Genomic DNA, 14,923 nt, shown 5'->3' on the forward strand with positions numbered 1-14,923 from the left:
TTTTTTGTCTCTGCTCGCCGGGCAAGCGCCGGCCGGCGTCCGGGCAACGACCTGACGCGCAACAGCCGGCGCGTCTACAATGCCGGATGCTCGAAACCGGCTCGACCGCGCGCGCCCGCGCCGGCTGCCCGCCCATAACAAATCGCTCATCTGCATGAAGCCTGTCGTCCGTCTCACCGCCTCCGCCACGCGCGCGCTGCCGCGCTGGCTGCTGCTTACCCTCTGCTTCGTCTACGCAGCGTTCGGCCTGTTCGGCCGCGATCCGTGGAAGAACGAGGACGCGGCAGGCTTCGGCGTGATGTGGACGATGGCCAAGGGCGGCTGGCACGACTGGCTGCTGCCGAACCTCGTCGGCAAGTTCATCACGACCGACGGGCCGCTCGGCTACTGGCTCGGCGCGCTGTCGATCCGCGGCCTCGGCCCGTGGGTCGATGCGAGCAACGCGTCGCGCGTCGATACCGGCGTGCTGTTCTGCGTCGCGTGCGCGTTCGTCTGGTACGCGGCCTACCTGCTCGGCCGGCGCGCCGAGGTCCAGCCGTTCAAATACGCATTCGGCGGCGAACCCGAGCCGCGCGACTACGGCCGCACGCTCGCCGACGGCGCGCTGCTGGTGCTCGTCGCCTGCTTCGGCCTCGCGGAGCGCGGGCACGAAACGACGCCGCAGCTGGCGCAGTTCGCGTGGATCGCCATGCTCGTCTACGGGATCGTCCGCGGCATCGACAAGCCGATGCAGGGCGCGCTGTGGTGGGGTTTCGCGATCGGCCTCGTCGCCCTGTCCGGCAACCCGGTGCTCGTCGTCGCCCTGCTCGCCGGCACGGCCGTGCTGTGGCTCGTCACGCCCGAGATGCGCAACCTGCGCCTGCCGCTGGTCGGCGTACCGCTCGCCGCCGCGATCATCGCGCTATGGGTGTTCGCCGCGCTCGCCGCGGCGCCGGACGACGCCGCTTGGTTCTTCGATCAATGGGTGCGCGGCAGCCTGATGCGCTTTTCCGGCCCGCCGACCGCTGTGCTCGGCTATGCGGCAAAGAACCTGCCGCTGTTCACGTGGCCCGCGTGGCCGCTCGCGATCTGGGCATGGTGGAGCTGGGCCGGCATGCGCCGCCGCGCGCATGTCGCGATTCCGCTGTCGGTCGCCGTGCCGCTCGTCGCGCTCGTGATCCTGCAGAGCCAGCAGTCGAACCGCATGTACATGCTGCTGATGCCGCCGCTCGCGGTGCTCGCGACGTTCGCGCTGCCGACCCTCAAGCGCGGCGCGATCAACGCGATCGACTGGTTCGCGGTGCTGAGCTTCACGATCCTCGGTACCTTCGTGTGGCTCGTGTGGCTCGCCTCGCTCACGGGCTTCCCGCACCCGCTCGCCCGCAACCTCGCGCGGCTCGTGCCCGGCTACGAGCCGCACTTCAAGATCCTGTCGTTCATCTGCGCGGTCGCGGTGACGGTCTGCTGGTTCCTGCTCGCGAGGTGGCGCGTGTCGCGGCAGCCGAAGGTCCTGTGGCGCAGCGTCGTGCTGTCGGGTGCGGGCACCACGCTGATGTGGGTGCTGCTGATGACGCTGTGGCTGCCGATCGTCAATTACGGCCGGACCTATCGCGACGTCGCGCAGCAGATCGCCGTGCACCTGCCGTCCGACTACGAGTGCATCTCGCCGGTGCGGCTCGGTGACGCGCAGATCGCGACCTTCGCGTATTTCGGCAACATGCGCTTCGACTTCTCCGGCGACTGCGACGTGATCCTGCGCCAGGACCACGCGGACTTCGGCGAGCCGAGCTCGATGTCGCAATACGTGTGGCGGCTCGTGTGGGAAGGCCGCCGCGTCGCCGACCGCGACGAGCGCTTCCGCCTGTACGAGCGCATCGAACGGCCGAAGACGCCCGTCAAGCGGCGTCCGCCGCGCCGTCAGCCGGCCGACTGACGATGTTCGGCGACATCCGCCGGATCGTCGGTCTCGCGTGGCCGGTACTCGTCGGCCAGCTCGCGATCATCGCGTTCGGCGTGATCGACACCGCGATGGTCGGCCGCTACTCGGCCGTCGATCTGGCCGCGCTCGGGCTCGGCTCGTCGATCTACGTGTCGATCTACATCGGCCTGACGGGCATCCTGTCCGCGCTGCAGCCGATCACCGGGCAACTGTACGGTGCGCGGCGTTATGCCGAGATCGGCGAGGAAGTGCGCCAGGCGCTGTGGCTCGCGCTGCTGCTCGCGGTGCCCGGCTTTCTCCTGCTGCATTTTCCCGAGCCGCTGCTGCGCGTCGCCCACGCGCCCGCCGCGCTGCACGAGCGCACCGTCGACTACCTGCGCATCCTGTCGTACGGGCTGCCCGCCAGCCTCGTGTTCCGCATCTACAACGCGCTGACCAACGCGGCCGGCAAGCCGCGCCTCGCGATGATCCTGCAGATCGGCGCGCTGCTGCTCAAGTTTCCGCTCAACGTGTGGTTCATCTTCGGCGGGTTCGGCGTACCGGCCCTCGGCGGCCCCGGCTGCGGGCTCGCGAGCACGCTGATCAACTGGGCGCTCGCACTGATCGGCTACACGCTGCTCGCGAAGCTCGACGTGTTCGCGCCGCTCGCGATCTTTTCGCGCTTCTGCTGGCCGGTCTGGGAACGCCAGAAGGCGATCCTGAAACTCGGCGTGCCGATGGGCCTGTCGTACCTGATCGAGGTCACGTCGTACACGTGCATGGCGCTGTTCATCGCGCAATTCGGCACGACGACGCTCGCCGGCCACCAGATCGCCGGCAACATCGGCGCGGTGCTGTACATGACGCCGCTGTCGATCGGCGTGGCGGCATCGACGCTGGTCGCGCGCGCGCTCGGCGCCGGACGGCCCGACGAAGCCCGCCTGCTCGGCCGGCACAGCGTGACGCTCGCGGGCGGGATCGCCGCGCTGTATGGCCTGCTCGTGTTCGTGCTGCGGCCGCTGATCATCGGCGGTTATACGCCGAACCCGGCCGTCGCCGCGGCCGCGATGCCGCTCGTCGCGATCGTCGCGTGCTACCACGTCTTCGATGCGCTGCAGGTCACGTCGGCGTTCGTGCTGCGGGCCTACAAGGTCGCGGTCGTGCCGACCGTGATCTATGCGGTCGCGCTGTGGGGTGTCGGGCTCAGCGGCGGCTACGTGCTCGGCTTCGACGTGGGCGGCATCGCGCCCGCATGGCTGACGGGCGCGCGCGGCTTCTGGTTCGCGAACACGGTCAGCCTGATGCTCGCGGGCGCCGGGCTCGTGCTGTACCTGCGGCATGTGAGCCGCGCCGTGAGCCGCGCGCCGGCGCCCTCGCCCGAACCCGCCTGAAAGCGCGCATGACGGGCACGCGCCGCCCGCGTCAGGCGGCCCCCCGAGCTGCCTATGCCGCCACCTCGCCGTCGCGCTGCCGGAACACCTCGCGCGCAGCGAACAGCGCATTGAGCGCGGCCGGGAAACCCGCGTACACGGCCATCTGCATGAACACCTCGACGATCTCGTCGCGCGTGCAGCCCACGTTCAGCGCGGCCTCGATATGCACCTTCAACTGCGGCTGCGCGTTGCCGAGCGCGGCCAGCGCCGCGATCGTCGCGATCTCGCGTGCTTTCAGGTCGAGCTGCGGGCGGCTGTAGATGTCGCCGAAACCGAACTCGACGAGGAGCCGCCCGAAGTCCGGCGCGATCGGCGCGAGGGCCGCGATCACGCGCTCGCCCACTTCGCCGTCGATTTCCTTCAGTCTGTTCCAGCCCCGCGTGTAGCGGTCTTCAACGAGTCGTTCCATGGTGTCCGTCCTGTTCCGGTTGTGGGGATGTTGCCTGTCGCCCCGCGTCGCGCTCCGCCGTCTCGTAATAGGCGATCTTGTCGCTGATCACGTCGAGGCTCGCCTGCAGCTCCGCGAGATGCGCGCGCACCGCGTCGCGATGCGTGACCAGCAGTTCGCGACGCGCGCCGAGCGTCGGCTCGCCGCGTGCTCGCAATGCGGCGAACCGCTGCATCTGCGCGATCGGCATGCCGGTCGCCTTCAGGCGCATCACGAAAGCCAGCCAGTCAAGGTCGGCCGGCGCATAGAGCCGGTGCCCGGCCGCCGTGCGCGAAATCGCGCGCAGCAGGCCGGCCTGCTCGTAGTACCGCAGCGTATGCGTCGATACGCCCATCAGTTCGGCAACCTGACCGATCGTCAGGGCGCGTGCGGCGGAAGTCTTCGATACGGGTGACATGACAGACAGGCTCAAGGTTAGGACTTAGAGTTCACTCTAAGTCAACACCCTGTCGACGGCCAGTGCGACGTGAGCGGCGATTCCGTCAAACATCGTCAAAACCGCGGTCCGGCGGGGCCTGCGCCCTTTACAGCGCCGCAAGCCTTCAGCAAGATTCGGTCAGCTTGTCTTAAAAAGGGCACGCATTTGTCCTATGCTTAACGGCGACGCCCGGCCAGTTCTCGCCCGCCGTCCGTTGCAACAGCCATTCATCCGTCAGAGTCAGAACCAGGGAGCCTTTGCCATGCTGAAAAAGCTGCTGATGCTGTTCGTCGCGCTGTCGCTGTCACTCGCCGCAGGCCTTGCCGCGGCCGTCGAAGTCAACACGGCCGACCAGGCGGCGCTCGAATCCGTGAAGGGGCTCGGGCCCGTGAAGTCGAAGGCGATCATCGACGAACGCACCAAGAACGGCCCGTTCAAGGACGCGGACGATCTCGCGAACCGCGTAAAGGGCCTCGGCACGAAGTCGGTCGGCCATCTCGAGGAAAACGGCCTGACGATCGGCGGCTCGTCGACGCCGCCGAAGGGCGTGAAGCTGTCGAAGCCGGCCGCGGCGACGGGCACTACGACGGGCACGACGGCGCCGGCGACGAAGCCGGCCGCAACGCCGGCCACGACGGCTCCGGCCACGACGGGCGCCGCGACGACCACCGCGCCCGCGCCGGCGGCAAGCGCGCCGGACGCGGCGGCGAAACCGGCCAAGGCCAAGCGCGCATCGAAGAAGGAAAAGGCCGCCGCGGCCGCCGGCGCATCGGCGCCGGCCGCGGATGCAAGCGCGCCGGCCGACGCGTCGTCCGCGAAGGCAACGAAGGGTTCGAAGAAGAAAGGCAAGAAGGACAAGGCAGCCTCCGCCACCGCGGCGTCGGGCGCCTGATGTGCGCCGCGCGCGCGACGGCGTGCGCGCGGCATTCGTTCAACGGGCGTCGTCGTCACGACGCCCTTTTCAGTAAAGGTGAAGCACCATGGGTCTCCTCGATATCGTTGGCGGTCTGCTCGGCGGCCAGGCCGGCGGCAACTCGCAAAGCGCGCTGATCACGACCGCGCTCGAATTCATCAACAACCAGCCGGGCGGCCTGAACGGCCTGATCGAGAAGTTCAAGGCAGGCGGCGCCGGCGACATCATCGGCTCGTGGGTCGGCAACGGCGAAAACCAGCCGATCTCGGCAGACACGCTGCAGAACGTGCTCGGCTCCGACGTCGTCGGCTCGCTCGCGAGCAAGGTCGGCATCGATCCGTCGCAGGCTTCGTCGATCCTCGCGCAGGTGCTGCCGCACGTCGTCAACGGCGCGACGCCGAACGGCGAAGTGCCGGCCGGCGGCCAGGTCGATACGTCGAACGTGCTCGGCACGCTCACGCAGCTCGCCGGCATGTTCGGCGGCAACAAGCAGGGCTGAGCCCGCACGACGCCGGCCGGCAGCCTCGGCTGCGGGTTCCGGCCGCTCCATACGCAAACACCCCGCCTCGGCGGGGTGTTTGTTTTTGCTCGCCCGGCGCGAACCGGGCGAGCAGCCGATGGCCGGCGATCAGTGCACGACGCGGTCGAACACGAACTGGCCGTCGTTGACGTCGACCGGGATCACGTCCTTCGGACCGAAACGGCCCGCGAGGATCAGCTTCGCGACCGGGTTCTCGATCTCCTGCTGGATCGCGCGCTTCAGCGGCCGCGCACCGAACACCGGATCGTAGCCGACCTTCGCGATCTGTTCGAGCGCCGCCGGCGACACGTCGAGCGCCATGTCGAGCTTCGCGAGCCGGTCGTGCAGGCGGGCGAGCTGGATTTTCGCGATCGACTCGATGTTGCTGCGGTCGAGCGCGTGGAACACGACGACGTCGTCGATCCGGTTCAGGAACTCGGGGCGGAAATGCTGCTTCACCTCGAGCCACACCGCATCCTTGATCTCTTCCTGCGGCGAACCCGTCATGGCCTGGATCACCTGCGAGCCGAGGTTCGACGTCATCACGATCACCGTGTTCTTGAAGTCGACCGTGCGCCCCTGCCCGTCGGTCATGCGGCCGTCGTCGAGCACTTGCAGCAGCACGTTGAACACGTCCGGATGCGCCTTCTCGATCTCGTCGAGCAGGATCACGCTGTACGGCTTGCGGCGCACGGCTTCCGTCAGGTAACCGCCTTCCTCGTAACCGACATAGCCCGGCGGCGCGCCGATCAGCCGCGCGACGCTGTGCTTCTCCATGAACTCGCTCATGTCGATGCGGATCAGGTGCTCTTCCGAATCGAACAGGAACGACGCCAGCGCCTTGCACAGCTCGGTCTTGCCGACACCCGTCGGGCCGAGGAACAGGAACGAGCCGTACGGACGGTTCGGATCGGCGAGACCCGCGCGCGAACGACGGATCGCATCCGCGACCGCGCTGATCGCCTCGTCCTGGCCGACCACGCGCTCATGCAGCTTTTCCTCGATGTGCAGCAGCTTCTCGCGTTCGCCCTGCATCATCCGCGACACCGGAATCCCGGTTGCGCGCGACACGACTTCCGCGATTTCTTCCGCGCCGACCTGCGTGCGCAGCAGGCGCGGGCGCGTCGGGTTGTGCTGCTCCTGCTCTTCGGCCTGCGTGACCTGCTTCAGCTGCGCCTCGAGCTGCGGCAGCTTGCCGTACTGCAGCTCGGCGACCTTCTCCAGCTTGCCTTCACGCTGCAGACGCGCGATGTCGGCGCGCACCTTCTCGATCTCTTCCTTCAACTGCGCGCTGCCCTGCACCGCGGCCTTCTCGGCGGTCCAGATCTCCTCGAGGTCCGCGTATTCGCGGCCGAGGCGCTCGATCTCTTCCTCGATCAGCTGCAGGCGCTTCTGCGACGCTTCGTCCTGCTCCTTCTTCACGGCTTCGCGCTCGATCTTCAGCTGGATCAGCCGGCGGTCGAGCTTGTCCATCTCTTCGGGCTTCGAATCGATTTCCATCTTGATCTTCGAAGCGGCTTCGTCGATCAGGTCGATGGCCTTGTCGGGCAGGAAGCGATCGGTGATGTAGCGGTGCGACAGCTCGGCCGCGGCGACGATCGCCGGATCGGTGATGTCGACGCCGTGGTGCAGTTCGTACTTCTCCTGCAGGCCGCGCAGGATCGCAATCGTCGCCTCGACGCTCGGCTCGTCGACGAGCACCTTCTGGAAGCGGCGCTCGAGCGCGGCATCCTTCTCGATGTACTTGCGGTATTCGTCGAGCGTGGTCGCGCCGATGCAGTGCAGCTCGCCGCGCGACAGCGCCGGCTTCAGCATGTTGCCCGCATCCATCGCGCCTTCGGCCTTGCCCGCGCCGACCATCGTGTGGATTTCGTCGATGAAGACGATCGTCTGGCCTTCGTCCTTCGCGATGTCGTTGAGCACCGCCTTCAGGCGCTCCTCGAACTCGCCGCGATACTTCGCGCCGGCGAGCAGCGCGGCCATGTCGAGCGACAGCACGCGCTTGCCCTTCAGCGTCTCGGGTACTTCGCCGTTGACGATCCGCTGCGCGAGCCCTTCGACGATCGCGGTCTTGCCGACGCCCGGCTCGCCGATCAGCACCGGGTTGTTCTTGGTGCGGCGCTGCAGGATCTGGATCGAACGGCGGATTTCGTCGTCGCGGCCGATCACCGGATCGAGCTTGCCCGCACGGGCGCGCTCGGTCAGGTCGACCGTGTACTTCTTCAGCGCCTCGCGCTGGCTTTCCGCGTCCTGGCTGTGCACCTGCGAGCCGCCGCGCACCGCGGCGATCGCGGCTTCGAGCGACTTGCGCGTGAGGCCGTGCTGGCGCGCGAGCTTGCCGGCTTCGCCCTTGTCGTCGGACACGGCGAGCAGGAACATCTCGCTCGCGATGAACGTGTCGTTGAGCTTCTGCGCTTCCTTGTCGGCCTGGTTCAGCAGCCCGGCCAGTTCGCGGCCGATCTGGATGTCGCCGCCCGTACCCGTCACTTGCGGCAGGCGCGAGATCGCTTCGTTCAGCGCGCCTTGCAGCGCCTGGATGTGAACACCCGCGCGCGACATCAGCGAGCGGGCGGAACCGTCCTGCTGCGCGACCAGCGCGGCCAGTACGTGAACGGGTTCGATGTATTGATTGTCGCGGCCGGCCGCGAGGCTTTGCGCGTCGGCGAGTGCTTCCTGGAACTTGGTGGTGAGCTTGTCGATTCTCATTTTGTCGAGACCTCCAATTTTCGATTAACACCAAGATGAGGATGGTTATGCGGCTTTCAAGCGAGATTCGGGTTGATTCAGCGCAAAAGTGCTCGCGGACCGTCGCAATCTGCGAACGGGCGGCCCGCACTGCGCGGCGTACGCGTCAGTTGGCGAGCGGCGACGGCTCGGCGGGCGCTGCCGCGTCCCGCACGAAGGCGATCGGCTTGATGCCGAGCAGCGCCGCGAGCGGCGACGCAGGCTGCGCGAGCTCGCCGAGCGTGTGACGGTCGAGTTCGGCGAAAAACGCATCGCGCGCGGCCGCCAGCACGCCCTTCAGGCGACACTGCGGCTCGATCACGCAGCCGCGCGACTCACCTTCGGCCGAAAAGCAGCCGACCAGCGCGAAATCGCTCTCGGTTGCGCGCACGACCTGACCGACAGTCAGCCGCATCGAGTGCGGGAACAGCCTCAGCCCGCCATTGCGGCCGCGGACGGTGTCGACCCACCCCAGCTCGCCGAGCTGCTGCACGACTTTCATCAGATGGTTCTTCGAGATGCCGTAGGCATCCGAGATCTCCTGGATCGTCGCGAGTCCCTCGCCGCGCACGGCAAGGTAAAGCATCACGCGCAGCGAATAGTCGGTGTAGTCGGTGAGTCTCATGGATGAAAGCGGTGTTTGATGATCGTGCGCTGATTACGCGCGCGCCCGGTTGCCGGGACCGCCGGCGCGCAATAAGATGCGGGGCATCAGCACGTTTATCGAGGGGTTGGCCGACGTTATTGTGCGTCAAAATCATGCCGGCGTCCCACCCTTCGCCCGGCCCCTTTATCGTCATGACCGCCACATCTACCCCGCCCGACGCCGCGCCGAACCGGTCCCGCGACGCGGAACCCACTGAAGACAACATTCGCGCGCTCGTCTACGCGTTCTACGACCGCGTGCGCGCCGATCCGCTGCTCGGGCCCGTGTTCGACGCAAAGCTGGCCGGCCGCTGGGACGACCACCTGCCGAAGATGGTCACGTTCTGGTCGAGCCTCGTGCTCGGCACCAAGGGCTATCGCGGCAACGTGCAGCAGGCGCACCAGCCGCTCGACGGGATCGAGCCGGCCCATTTCAGCCGCTGGCTGTCGCTGTTCCTGAAGACCGTCGAGGCGCGCTACGCACCGCCCGCGGCGATCCGCTTCATGGAGCCGGCGCTGCGGATCGCACAGAGCCTGCAACTGAGCCGCTTCGGCTGGGATTACCGGATTCCGCCCGAGCAGCAGGCGCTGCTCGACGCGATCGCACCGCGCCGCCGCGACGACCCGGATCGCCTGCCGTCGCGCACGCGCGGCGAGCCGTTTCCGACGAAGATCATCGGGCGCGGTTCGTCGGAGGATTGAGCCGCGCGGAGCAGTCGCGTGAAGCAGCCGCGCGACGCTTTGACGCAGTCTCCGTCCCGCCGCGACGCAATGACACGGCCCCTGCGTGGCCCGCGCGCAACGCCGGTCCGCGACCGGCGCGGCCCCTTGGCCCTTACCCTTGGCCGCGCTCAGCGCGGTGCGTTTCCCGATTCGATCCCCCAGCGCGCGAGCGCGGCATCGTCGGTGCTGCGCGCGTCGACCCAGCGCTCGCCGTCCGGCGTGGTTTCCTTCTTCCAGAACGGCGCTTCGGTCTTCAGGTAGTCCATCACGAACTCGCACGATGCGAACGCGTCGCCGCGGTGCGACGCAACCGTGGCGACCATCACGATCTGGTCGAGCGGCAGGAGCCTGCCGACGCGATGCACGATCGCGACGTCGATGCCCGGCCAGCGCCGGCCGGCCTCGGTCGCAATCTTCTCGAGTGCCTTCTCGGTCATCCCCGGATAGTGCTCGAGCTCCATCGCGGCGACCGCATCACCTTCGTTCAGATCGCGCACCGTGCCGACGAAGCACGCGACCGCGCCGATCTTGGGGTTGCGCGCACGCAATGCCGCGACCTCGGCGGTCAGGTCGAAGTCGTCGGTCTGGATTCGTACCGTTGCCATCGCCGGTGCCTCAACCGCCCGTCACCGGCGGAAAGAACGCCACTTCGCAGCCTTCGGTGAGCCGCGTATCGGGATCGGTCATCTCGTGATTGCACGCCATGCGCAGCGCGCGCCCTTCCGCGAGCGTCTCGGCCCATGCCCCGCCGCGCACGCGCAGCCATGCGCGCACGTCGCCCACGGTCGTGACGCTGTCCGGCACGTCGGCCTGCTCGTCGGCAACACCCAGTGCCTCGCGTACGCTCGCAAAAAATTTCAGCTGAATCTTCATGTCGAAAGGCGCCGCCCCGTCAGGACAGCAGTTCGGAAAACGGAATGAAACGCACGGTCTCGCCGGCGCTGATCGCGTGCTGCGGCGGATTGTCGATCAGGCCGTCGCCCCACACCGTCGACGTCAGCACCGCCGAACTCTGGTTCGGGAACAGGTCGAGGCCGCCCGCCGAGTTGATGCGCGCGCGCAGGAACTCGTTGCGCCGGTCGGATTTGCCCTGCGTGAAATCGGCGCGCAGCGACAGCGCGCGCGGCGCGACGTCGCGCACGCCGGACAGGCGCAGCAGGAACGGCCGCACGAACAGCAGGAACGTGACGAAACTCGATACGGGGTTACCGGGCAGCCCGATGAAGTGCGCATCGGGGCGATCGTCGCCTCGGCGCACCGCGCCGTACGCAAGCGGCTTGCCGGGCTTCATCGCGATCTGCCACAGCGCGAGCCGCCCTTCGGCCTCGACGGCAGGCTTCACGTGATCCTCGTCGCCGACCGACACGCCGCCGCTCGTCAGGATCACGTCGTGATCGCGCGCGGCCGCGCGCAGCGTGTCGCGCGTCGCGGCGAGCGAATCGGGCACGATCCCGTAGTCGGTCACGTGGCAGCCGAGCCGCTCCAGCAGCCCGCGCAACGTGAAGCGGTTCGAGTTGTAGATCGCGCCGGGCTTCAGCGGCTCGCCCGGCATCGTCAGTTCGTCGCCGGTGAAGAACACCGCGACGCGAATCCGCCGCGCGACCGGCAACTGCGCGCAGCCGACCGACGCGGCCAGACCGAGCGCCTGCGGCGTGAGCCGCGTGCCGGCCGGCAGGATCACCGAGCCCTGCCGGATATCCGCGCCCTGCGCGGTGATCCATTCACCGGCCTTCGGCGTGTGCAGGATCTCGACCGCCTCGCCGTCGGCCGACGCCTGCTCCTGCATCACGACAGCATCGGCGCCGGGCGGCACCGTCGCGCCGGTGAAGATCCGCGCTGCCGTGCCGGCCGCGAGCGGCGCGGCCGGATGGCCGGCCGGAATGCGCTGCGACACCGGCAAACGCCGCTCGCCGTGCAGCAGGTCGGCGACGCGCACCGCATAGCCGTCCATCGCGCTCGTATGCATCGGCGGCACGTCGAGCGGCGAGCTCACGTCGTCCGCCAGCACGCGGCCGAGCGCATCGAGCGTGGCGACGGTTTCGACGCCGGGCAACGGCTTCGCGGCGTCGAGCAGCGCGGCGAGCGCCTCGGCGGTCGACAGCATCGGCGCGCGCGGCGCCGCGGGATTCGGGTTCGACATCGATGGAATCGGGGATCGTTGGATGCAATACGTCATTGTAGCGACGCCGTCGCACGGACGCGCGATATGGCGGACATGCGGAAACTGTGATTCGCGCGAACGCGCGGGTCTGGCACTTGTTTCGCGCGAGATGCCGGTTTGACGGCAGCGGCGCGGCTCCGCCAAACGAAACGGCCGGAACCCCGATCCGTTCGACGAATCGGCATTCCGGCCGTCCTGCACAGCCGGGCCCTCGGCCCGGCCATGCGTCATGCGCCCGTATGGGCGACGATGAAGTCCTTCACCTGCTGCGCGTCGGCCTTCACGACCTCGAAACGCTGCGGCAGCGCCTCGAGCCCGTCGAATGCGGCCGGACGCTCGGCTTCGCGATCGAGTGCCTCGCGAATCGTCTCGCCGAACTTGATCGGCTGTGCGGTCTCGAGCACGACCATCGGCACGCCCGCGTCGAGATGCTCGCGCGCGACCTTCACGCCGTCGGCCGTATGCGTATCGATCATCGTGTCGTAACGCGAGAACACGTCGCGGATCGTCGCGATGCGGTCCGTGTGGCTGCTGCGGCCCGACACGAAACCGAACTCGGCGACCCGTGCGAAATCGCCGCTCGCCGCGAGATCGAAGCCGCCTTTCTCCTCGACGTCGCGGAACAGCTGCATCACGCGCGCCGGATCGCGGCCGAGCAGGTCGAACACGAAACGCTCGAAGTTCGATGCCTTCGAGATGTCCATGCTCGGGCTGCTCGTGTGATAGGTGTGCTCGGCGCTGCGCACGCGATACGCGCCCGTGCGGAAGAACTCGTCGAGCACGTCGTTCTCGTTGGTCGCGACCACGAGCTTCGCGATCGGCAGGCCCATCATCCGCGCGATGTGGCCCGCGCAGACGTTGCCGAAGTTGCCCGACGGCACCGTGAACGACACGCGCTCGTCGTTGGACTGCGTCGCCGCGAAGTAGCCCTTGAAGTAGTACACGACCTGCGCGACGACGCGCGCCCAGTTGATCGAGTTGACCGTGCCGATCTTCTGCTGCGCCTTGAACGCGTGATCGTTCGACACCGCCTTCACGATGTCCTGGCAGTCGTCGAACACGCCTTCGACCGCGAGGTTGAAGATGTTCGGATCCTGCAGGCTGAACATCTGGGCCGTCTGGAACGCGCTCATCTTCTTGTGCGGCGACAGCATGAACACGCGCACGCCGGCCTTGCCGCGCATCGCGTATTCGGCCGCGCTGCCCGTGTCGCCGGACGTCGCGCCGAGAATGTTCAGCGTCTGCCCGTGCTTCGCGAGCGTGTACTCGAACAGGCTGCCGAGCAGCTGCATCGCCATGTCCTTGAACGCGAGCGTCGGGCCGTTCGACAGTTCCAGCAGCGACAGCGCCGCACCGTTCTCGGTGCCGAGCGTCTTCAGCGGCGTGATGTCGGACGCGTTCTCGCCATGGCGCGTGTTGCGGTACACGTCGGCCGTGTACGTGCGGCGCGTGATCGCGCGCAGGTCGTCGGTCGGCACGTCGTCGCAGAACTTCGACAGGATCTCGAACGCGAGATCCGCATACGACAGCGTGCGCCAGCGCGCGAGCTCGTCGGCCGACACCTTCGGATATTCGGACGGCAGGTACAGCCCGCCGTCCTTCGCGAGGCCGCCGAGCAGGATGTCGGAAAACGTGTGGCGCTCGCCGATGCCGGCGCCGCGCGTGGAGATGTAGTTCATGTCGCTTCCGTCCTCAGTTCAGCGCTTCCATGCGCAGCTTCGTCACCTTCGACACCACCGTCGAGAGGCTCTCGATCTGCGCGATCGCAGCGTTCACGTTCTTCTCGACCGTCTCGTGCGTGATCAGGATGATGTCGGTCTCGCCCTTCGCGTCGTCCACCTGCTCCGATTCCTTCTGCAGCAGCGCGTCGATCGAGATGCCCGATGCGGCGAGGATGCGCGTGATGTCGGCCAGCACGCCCGTCTGGTCGGCGACGCGCAGGCGCAGGTAGTAGCCGCTCGTCACTTCCTCGATCGGCAGGATCGGCGTGTTCGACAGGCTGTCCGGCTGGAACGCGAGATGCGGCACGCGATGCTCGGGGTCCGCCGTGTGCAGGCGCGTGACGTCGACGAGATCCGCGACCACGGCCGATGCGGTCGGCTCCGCGCCCGCGCCCTTGCCGTAATACAGCGTCGTGCCGACCGCGTCGCCATGCACGACGACCGCGTTCATCGCGCCCTCGACGTTCGCGAGCAGGCGCTTTTCCGGGATCAGCGTCGGGTGCACGCGCAGCTCGATACCGTTTGCGGCGCGGCGCGCGATGCCGAGCAGCTTGATCCGGTAGCCGAGTTCTTCCGCGTAGCGGATGTCGGTCGCGTCGAGCTTGCTGATGCCTTCGACGTATGCGCGCTCGAACTGCACCGGCACGCCGAACGCGATCGCGCTCATGATCGTCGCCTTGTGCGCGGCGTCGACGCCTTCGATGTCGAAGGTCGGATCGGCTTCCGCATAGCCGAGCTCCTGTGCGGCCTTCAGCGCGGTCGCGAAGTCGAGCCCGCGATCGCGCATTTCCGACAGGATGTAGTTGGTCGTGCCGTTGATGATGCCCGCGATGTACTGGATGCGGTTCGCGGTCAGGCCTTCGCGCAGCGCCTTGATGATCGGGATGCCGCCGGCGACGGCCGCCTCGAACGCGACCATCACGCCCTTCGCACGCGCGGCCTCGAAGATCTCGGTGCCGTGCACCGCGAGCAGCGCCTTGTTGGCCGTCACGACATGCTTGCCGTTCGCGATCGCGCGCAGCACGAGGTCGCGCGCGATGCCCGTGCCGCCGATCATCTCGGCGACGATCGCGATCGACGGATCATCGACGACCGCGTTGAAATCGTCGGTGATCTGCGCAGCGCCGGCATCGCCGCCGAGCGCGGCCAGCGCCTTGGCCGGGTTGCGCACCGCAATGCGCGTCACCTCGATGCCGCGCCCCGCGCGTCGCTTGATTTCTTCCTGGTTGCGGCCCAGCACCGTGAAGGTGCCGCTGCCCACCGTGCCGAAGCCCAACAGGCCAACTTTGATCGGTTCCATGCTGCGTGTGATCGATGAGT

The 14,923-nt window shown here is 67.9% G+C and carries 14 protein-coding genes; 5 read left to right on the forward strand and 9 right to left on the reverse strand.

The features are described from left to right. The first annotated feature begins 79 nt into the window (after positions 1-79). Together WT26_RS12860 and WT26_RS12865 are read left to right on the forward strand one after the other, a co-directional pair. Complete coding sequence (locus tag WT26_RS12860; RefSeq protein WP_155774652.1) at positions 80-1,912, forward strand: ArnT family glycosyltransferase; 1,833 nt, start codon at positions 80-82, stop codon at positions 1,910-1,912. A gap of 2 nt (positions 1,913-1,914) precedes the next feature. Next, on the forward strand, positions 1,915-3,288 hold the full coding sequence (locus WT26_RS12865) for an MATE family efflux transporter (RefSeq protein WP_069273045.1): 1,374 nt from the start codon (positions 1,915-1,917) through the stop codon (positions 3,286-3,288). A 52-nt stretch (positions 3,289-3,340) separates the two neighbouring features. On the opposite strand, the gene WT26_RS12870 is transcribed toward WT26_RS12865, so the two are convergent. Both WT26_RS12870 and WT26_RS12875 read right to left on the reverse strand, forming a co-directional pair. Next, positions 3,341-3,739, reverse strand: coding sequence for a carboxymuconolactone decarboxylase family protein (locus WT26_RS12870; protein WP_069273046.1), 399 nt, complete (start codon positions 3,737-3,739; stop codon positions 3,341-3,343). After that, complete coding sequence (locus WT26_RS12875) at positions 3,723-4,175, reverse strand: MerR family transcriptional regulator (RefSeq protein WP_069273047.1); 453 nt, start codon at positions 4,173-4,175, stop codon at positions 3,723-3,725. The genes WT26_RS12870 and WT26_RS12875 overlap by 17 nt, the downstream gene beginning before the upstream one ends. A gap of 283 nt (positions 4,176-4,458) precedes the next feature. On the opposite strand from WT26_RS12875, the gene WT26_RS12880 reads away from it, so the two are divergent. Further along, positions 4,459-5,088 (forward strand): ComEA family DNA-binding protein, encoded by a 630-nt coding sequence (locus tag WT26_RS12880; protein ID WP_069273048.1) that lies wholly within the window; start codon positions 4,459-4,461, stop codon positions 5,086-5,088. A gap of 88 nt (positions 5,089-5,176) precedes the next feature. Further along, entirely contained in the window at positions 5,177-5,608 is a 432-nt protein-coding gene (locus WT26_RS12885; RefSeq protein WP_021156497.1) for a YidB family protein, read from the forward strand. 129 nt (positions 5,609-5,737) lie between these two features. Here the strand turns inward: WT26_RS12885 and clpB are convergent, their stop codons facing one another. Then, complete coding sequence (clpB, locus tag WT26_RS12890; RefSeq protein ID WP_059532736.1) at positions 5,738-8,335, reverse strand: ATP-dependent chaperone ClpB; 2,598 nt, start codon at positions 8,333-8,335, stop codon at positions 5,738-5,740. Positions 8,336-8,480: 145 nt separating this feature from the next. Next, positions 8,481-8,978: an Rrf2 family transcriptional regulator gene (locus WT26_RS12895; protein WP_069273049.1), complete on the reverse strand. Its 498-nt coding sequence runs from the start codon at positions 8,976-8,978 to the stop codon at positions 8,481-8,483. Positions 8,979-9,151: 173 nt separating this feature from the next. Between WT26_RS12895 and WT26_RS12900 the strand changes: the two genes are divergently transcribed. Further along, positions 9,152-9,700 carry a group III truncated hemoglobin gene (locus WT26_RS12900; RefSeq protein WP_069273050.1) on the forward strand — a complete coding sequence of 183 codons (549 nt, stop codon included), beginning with the start codon at positions 9,152-9,154 and terminating at the stop codon, positions 9,698-9,700. A 149-nt stretch (positions 9,701-9,849) separates the two neighbouring features. Here WT26_RS12900 and WT26_RS12905 read toward each other — a convergent pair whose 3' ends face one another. The 5 genes from WT26_RS12905 to WT26_RS12925 all read right to left on the reverse strand — a co-directional run bounded on the left by WT26_RS12905 (position 9,850) and on the right by WT26_RS12925 (position 14,903). Further along, positions 9,850-10,326 carry a molybdenum cofactor biosynthesis protein MoaE gene (locus WT26_RS12905; protein ID WP_069273051.1) on the reverse strand — a complete coding sequence of 159 codons (477 nt, stop codon included), beginning with the start codon at positions 10,324-10,326 and terminating at the stop codon, positions 9,850-9,852. A gap of 10 nt (positions 10,327-10,336) precedes the next feature. Further along, a complete protein-coding gene (gene moaD, locus WT26_RS12910; protein ID WP_011352296.1) occupies positions 10,337-10,594 on the reverse strand; it encodes a molybdopterin converting factor subunit 1 in 258 nt (85 codons plus the stop codon). A gap of 19 nt (positions 10,595-10,613) precedes the next feature. Then, entirely contained in the window at positions 10,614-11,861 is a 1,248-nt protein-coding gene (glp, locus tag WT26_RS12915; RefSeq protein WP_069273052.1) for a gephyrin-like molybdotransferase Glp, read from the reverse strand. Between the two features lie 248 nt (positions 11,862-12,109). Beyond that, complete coding sequence (thrC, locus tag WT26_RS12920) at positions 12,110-13,561, reverse strand: threonine synthase (protein WP_069273053.1); 1,452 nt, start codon at positions 13,559-13,561, stop codon at positions 12,110-12,112. Between the two features lie 13 nt (positions 13,562-13,574). Continuing rightward, the gene (locus WT26_RS12925; RefSeq protein ID WP_059532717.1) at positions 13,575-14,903 is read right to left on the reverse strand and encodes a homoserine dehydrogenase; all 1,329 of its coding nucleotides are present in this window, start codon (positions 14,901-14,903) and stop codon (positions 13,575-13,577) included. Positions 14,904-14,923 lie beyond the last annotated feature (20 nt).

Source organism: Burkholderia cepacia (genome assembly GCF_001718835.1).
In the GTDB taxonomy this organism is placed as follows: Bacteria; Pseudomonadota; Gammaproteobacteria; order Burkholderiales; family Burkholderiaceae; genus Burkholderia; species Burkholderia cepacia_F.

Coding starts and splice junctions, on each gene's coding strand:
- moaD (WP_011352296.1), bottom strand. CDS start 10,594: ATGAAGATTCAGCTGAAATTTTTTGCGAGCGTACGCGAGGCACTGGGT.
- WT26_RS12925 (WP_059532717.1), bottom strand. CDS start 14,903: ATGGAACCGATCAAAGTTGGCCTGTTGGGCTTCGGCACGGTGGGCAGC.
- glp (WP_069273052.1), bottom strand. CDS start 11,861: ATGTCGAACCCGAATCCCGCGGCGCCGCGCGCGCCGATGCTGTCGACC.
- WT26_RS12885 (WP_021156497.1), top strand. CDS start 5,177: ATGGGTCTCCTCGATATCGTTGGCGGTCTGCTCGGCGGCCAGGCCGGC.
- WT26_RS12875 (WP_069273047.1), bottom strand. CDS start 4,175: ATGTCACCCGTATCGAAGACTTCCGCCGCACGCGCCCTGACGATCGGT.
- clpB (WP_059532736.1), bottom strand. CDS start 8,335: ATGAGAATCGACAAGCTCACCACCAAGTTCCAGGAAGCACTCGCCGAC.
- WT26_RS12905 (WP_069273051.1), bottom strand. CDS start 10,326: ATGGCAACGGTACGAATCCAGACCGACGACTTCGACCTGACCGCCGAG.
- WT26_RS12880 (WP_069273048.1), top strand. CDS start 4,459: ATGCTGAAAAAGCTGCTGATGCTGTTCGTCGCGCTGTCGCTGTCACTC.
- WT26_RS12870 (WP_069273046.1), bottom strand. CDS start 3,739: ATGGAACGACTCGTTGAAGACCGCTACACGCGGGGCTGGAACAGACTG.
- WT26_RS12865 (WP_069273045.1), top strand. CDS start 1,915: ATGTTCGGCGACATCCGCCGGATCGTCGGTCTCGCGTGGCCGGTACTC.
- thrC (WP_069273053.1), bottom strand. CDS start 13,561: ATGAACTACATCTCCACGCGCGGCGCCGGCATCGGCGAGCGCCACACG.
- WT26_RS12895 (WP_069273049.1), bottom strand. CDS start 8,978: ATGAGACTCACCGACTACACCGACTATTCGCTGCGCGTGATGCTTTAC.
- WT26_RS12900 (WP_069273050.1), top strand. CDS start 9,152: ATGACCGCCACATCTACCCCGCCCGACGCCGCGCCGAACCGGTCCCGC.
- WT26_RS12860 (WP_155774652.1), top strand. CDS start 80: ATGCCGGATGCTCGAAACCGGCTCGACCGCGCGCGCCCGCGCCGGCTG.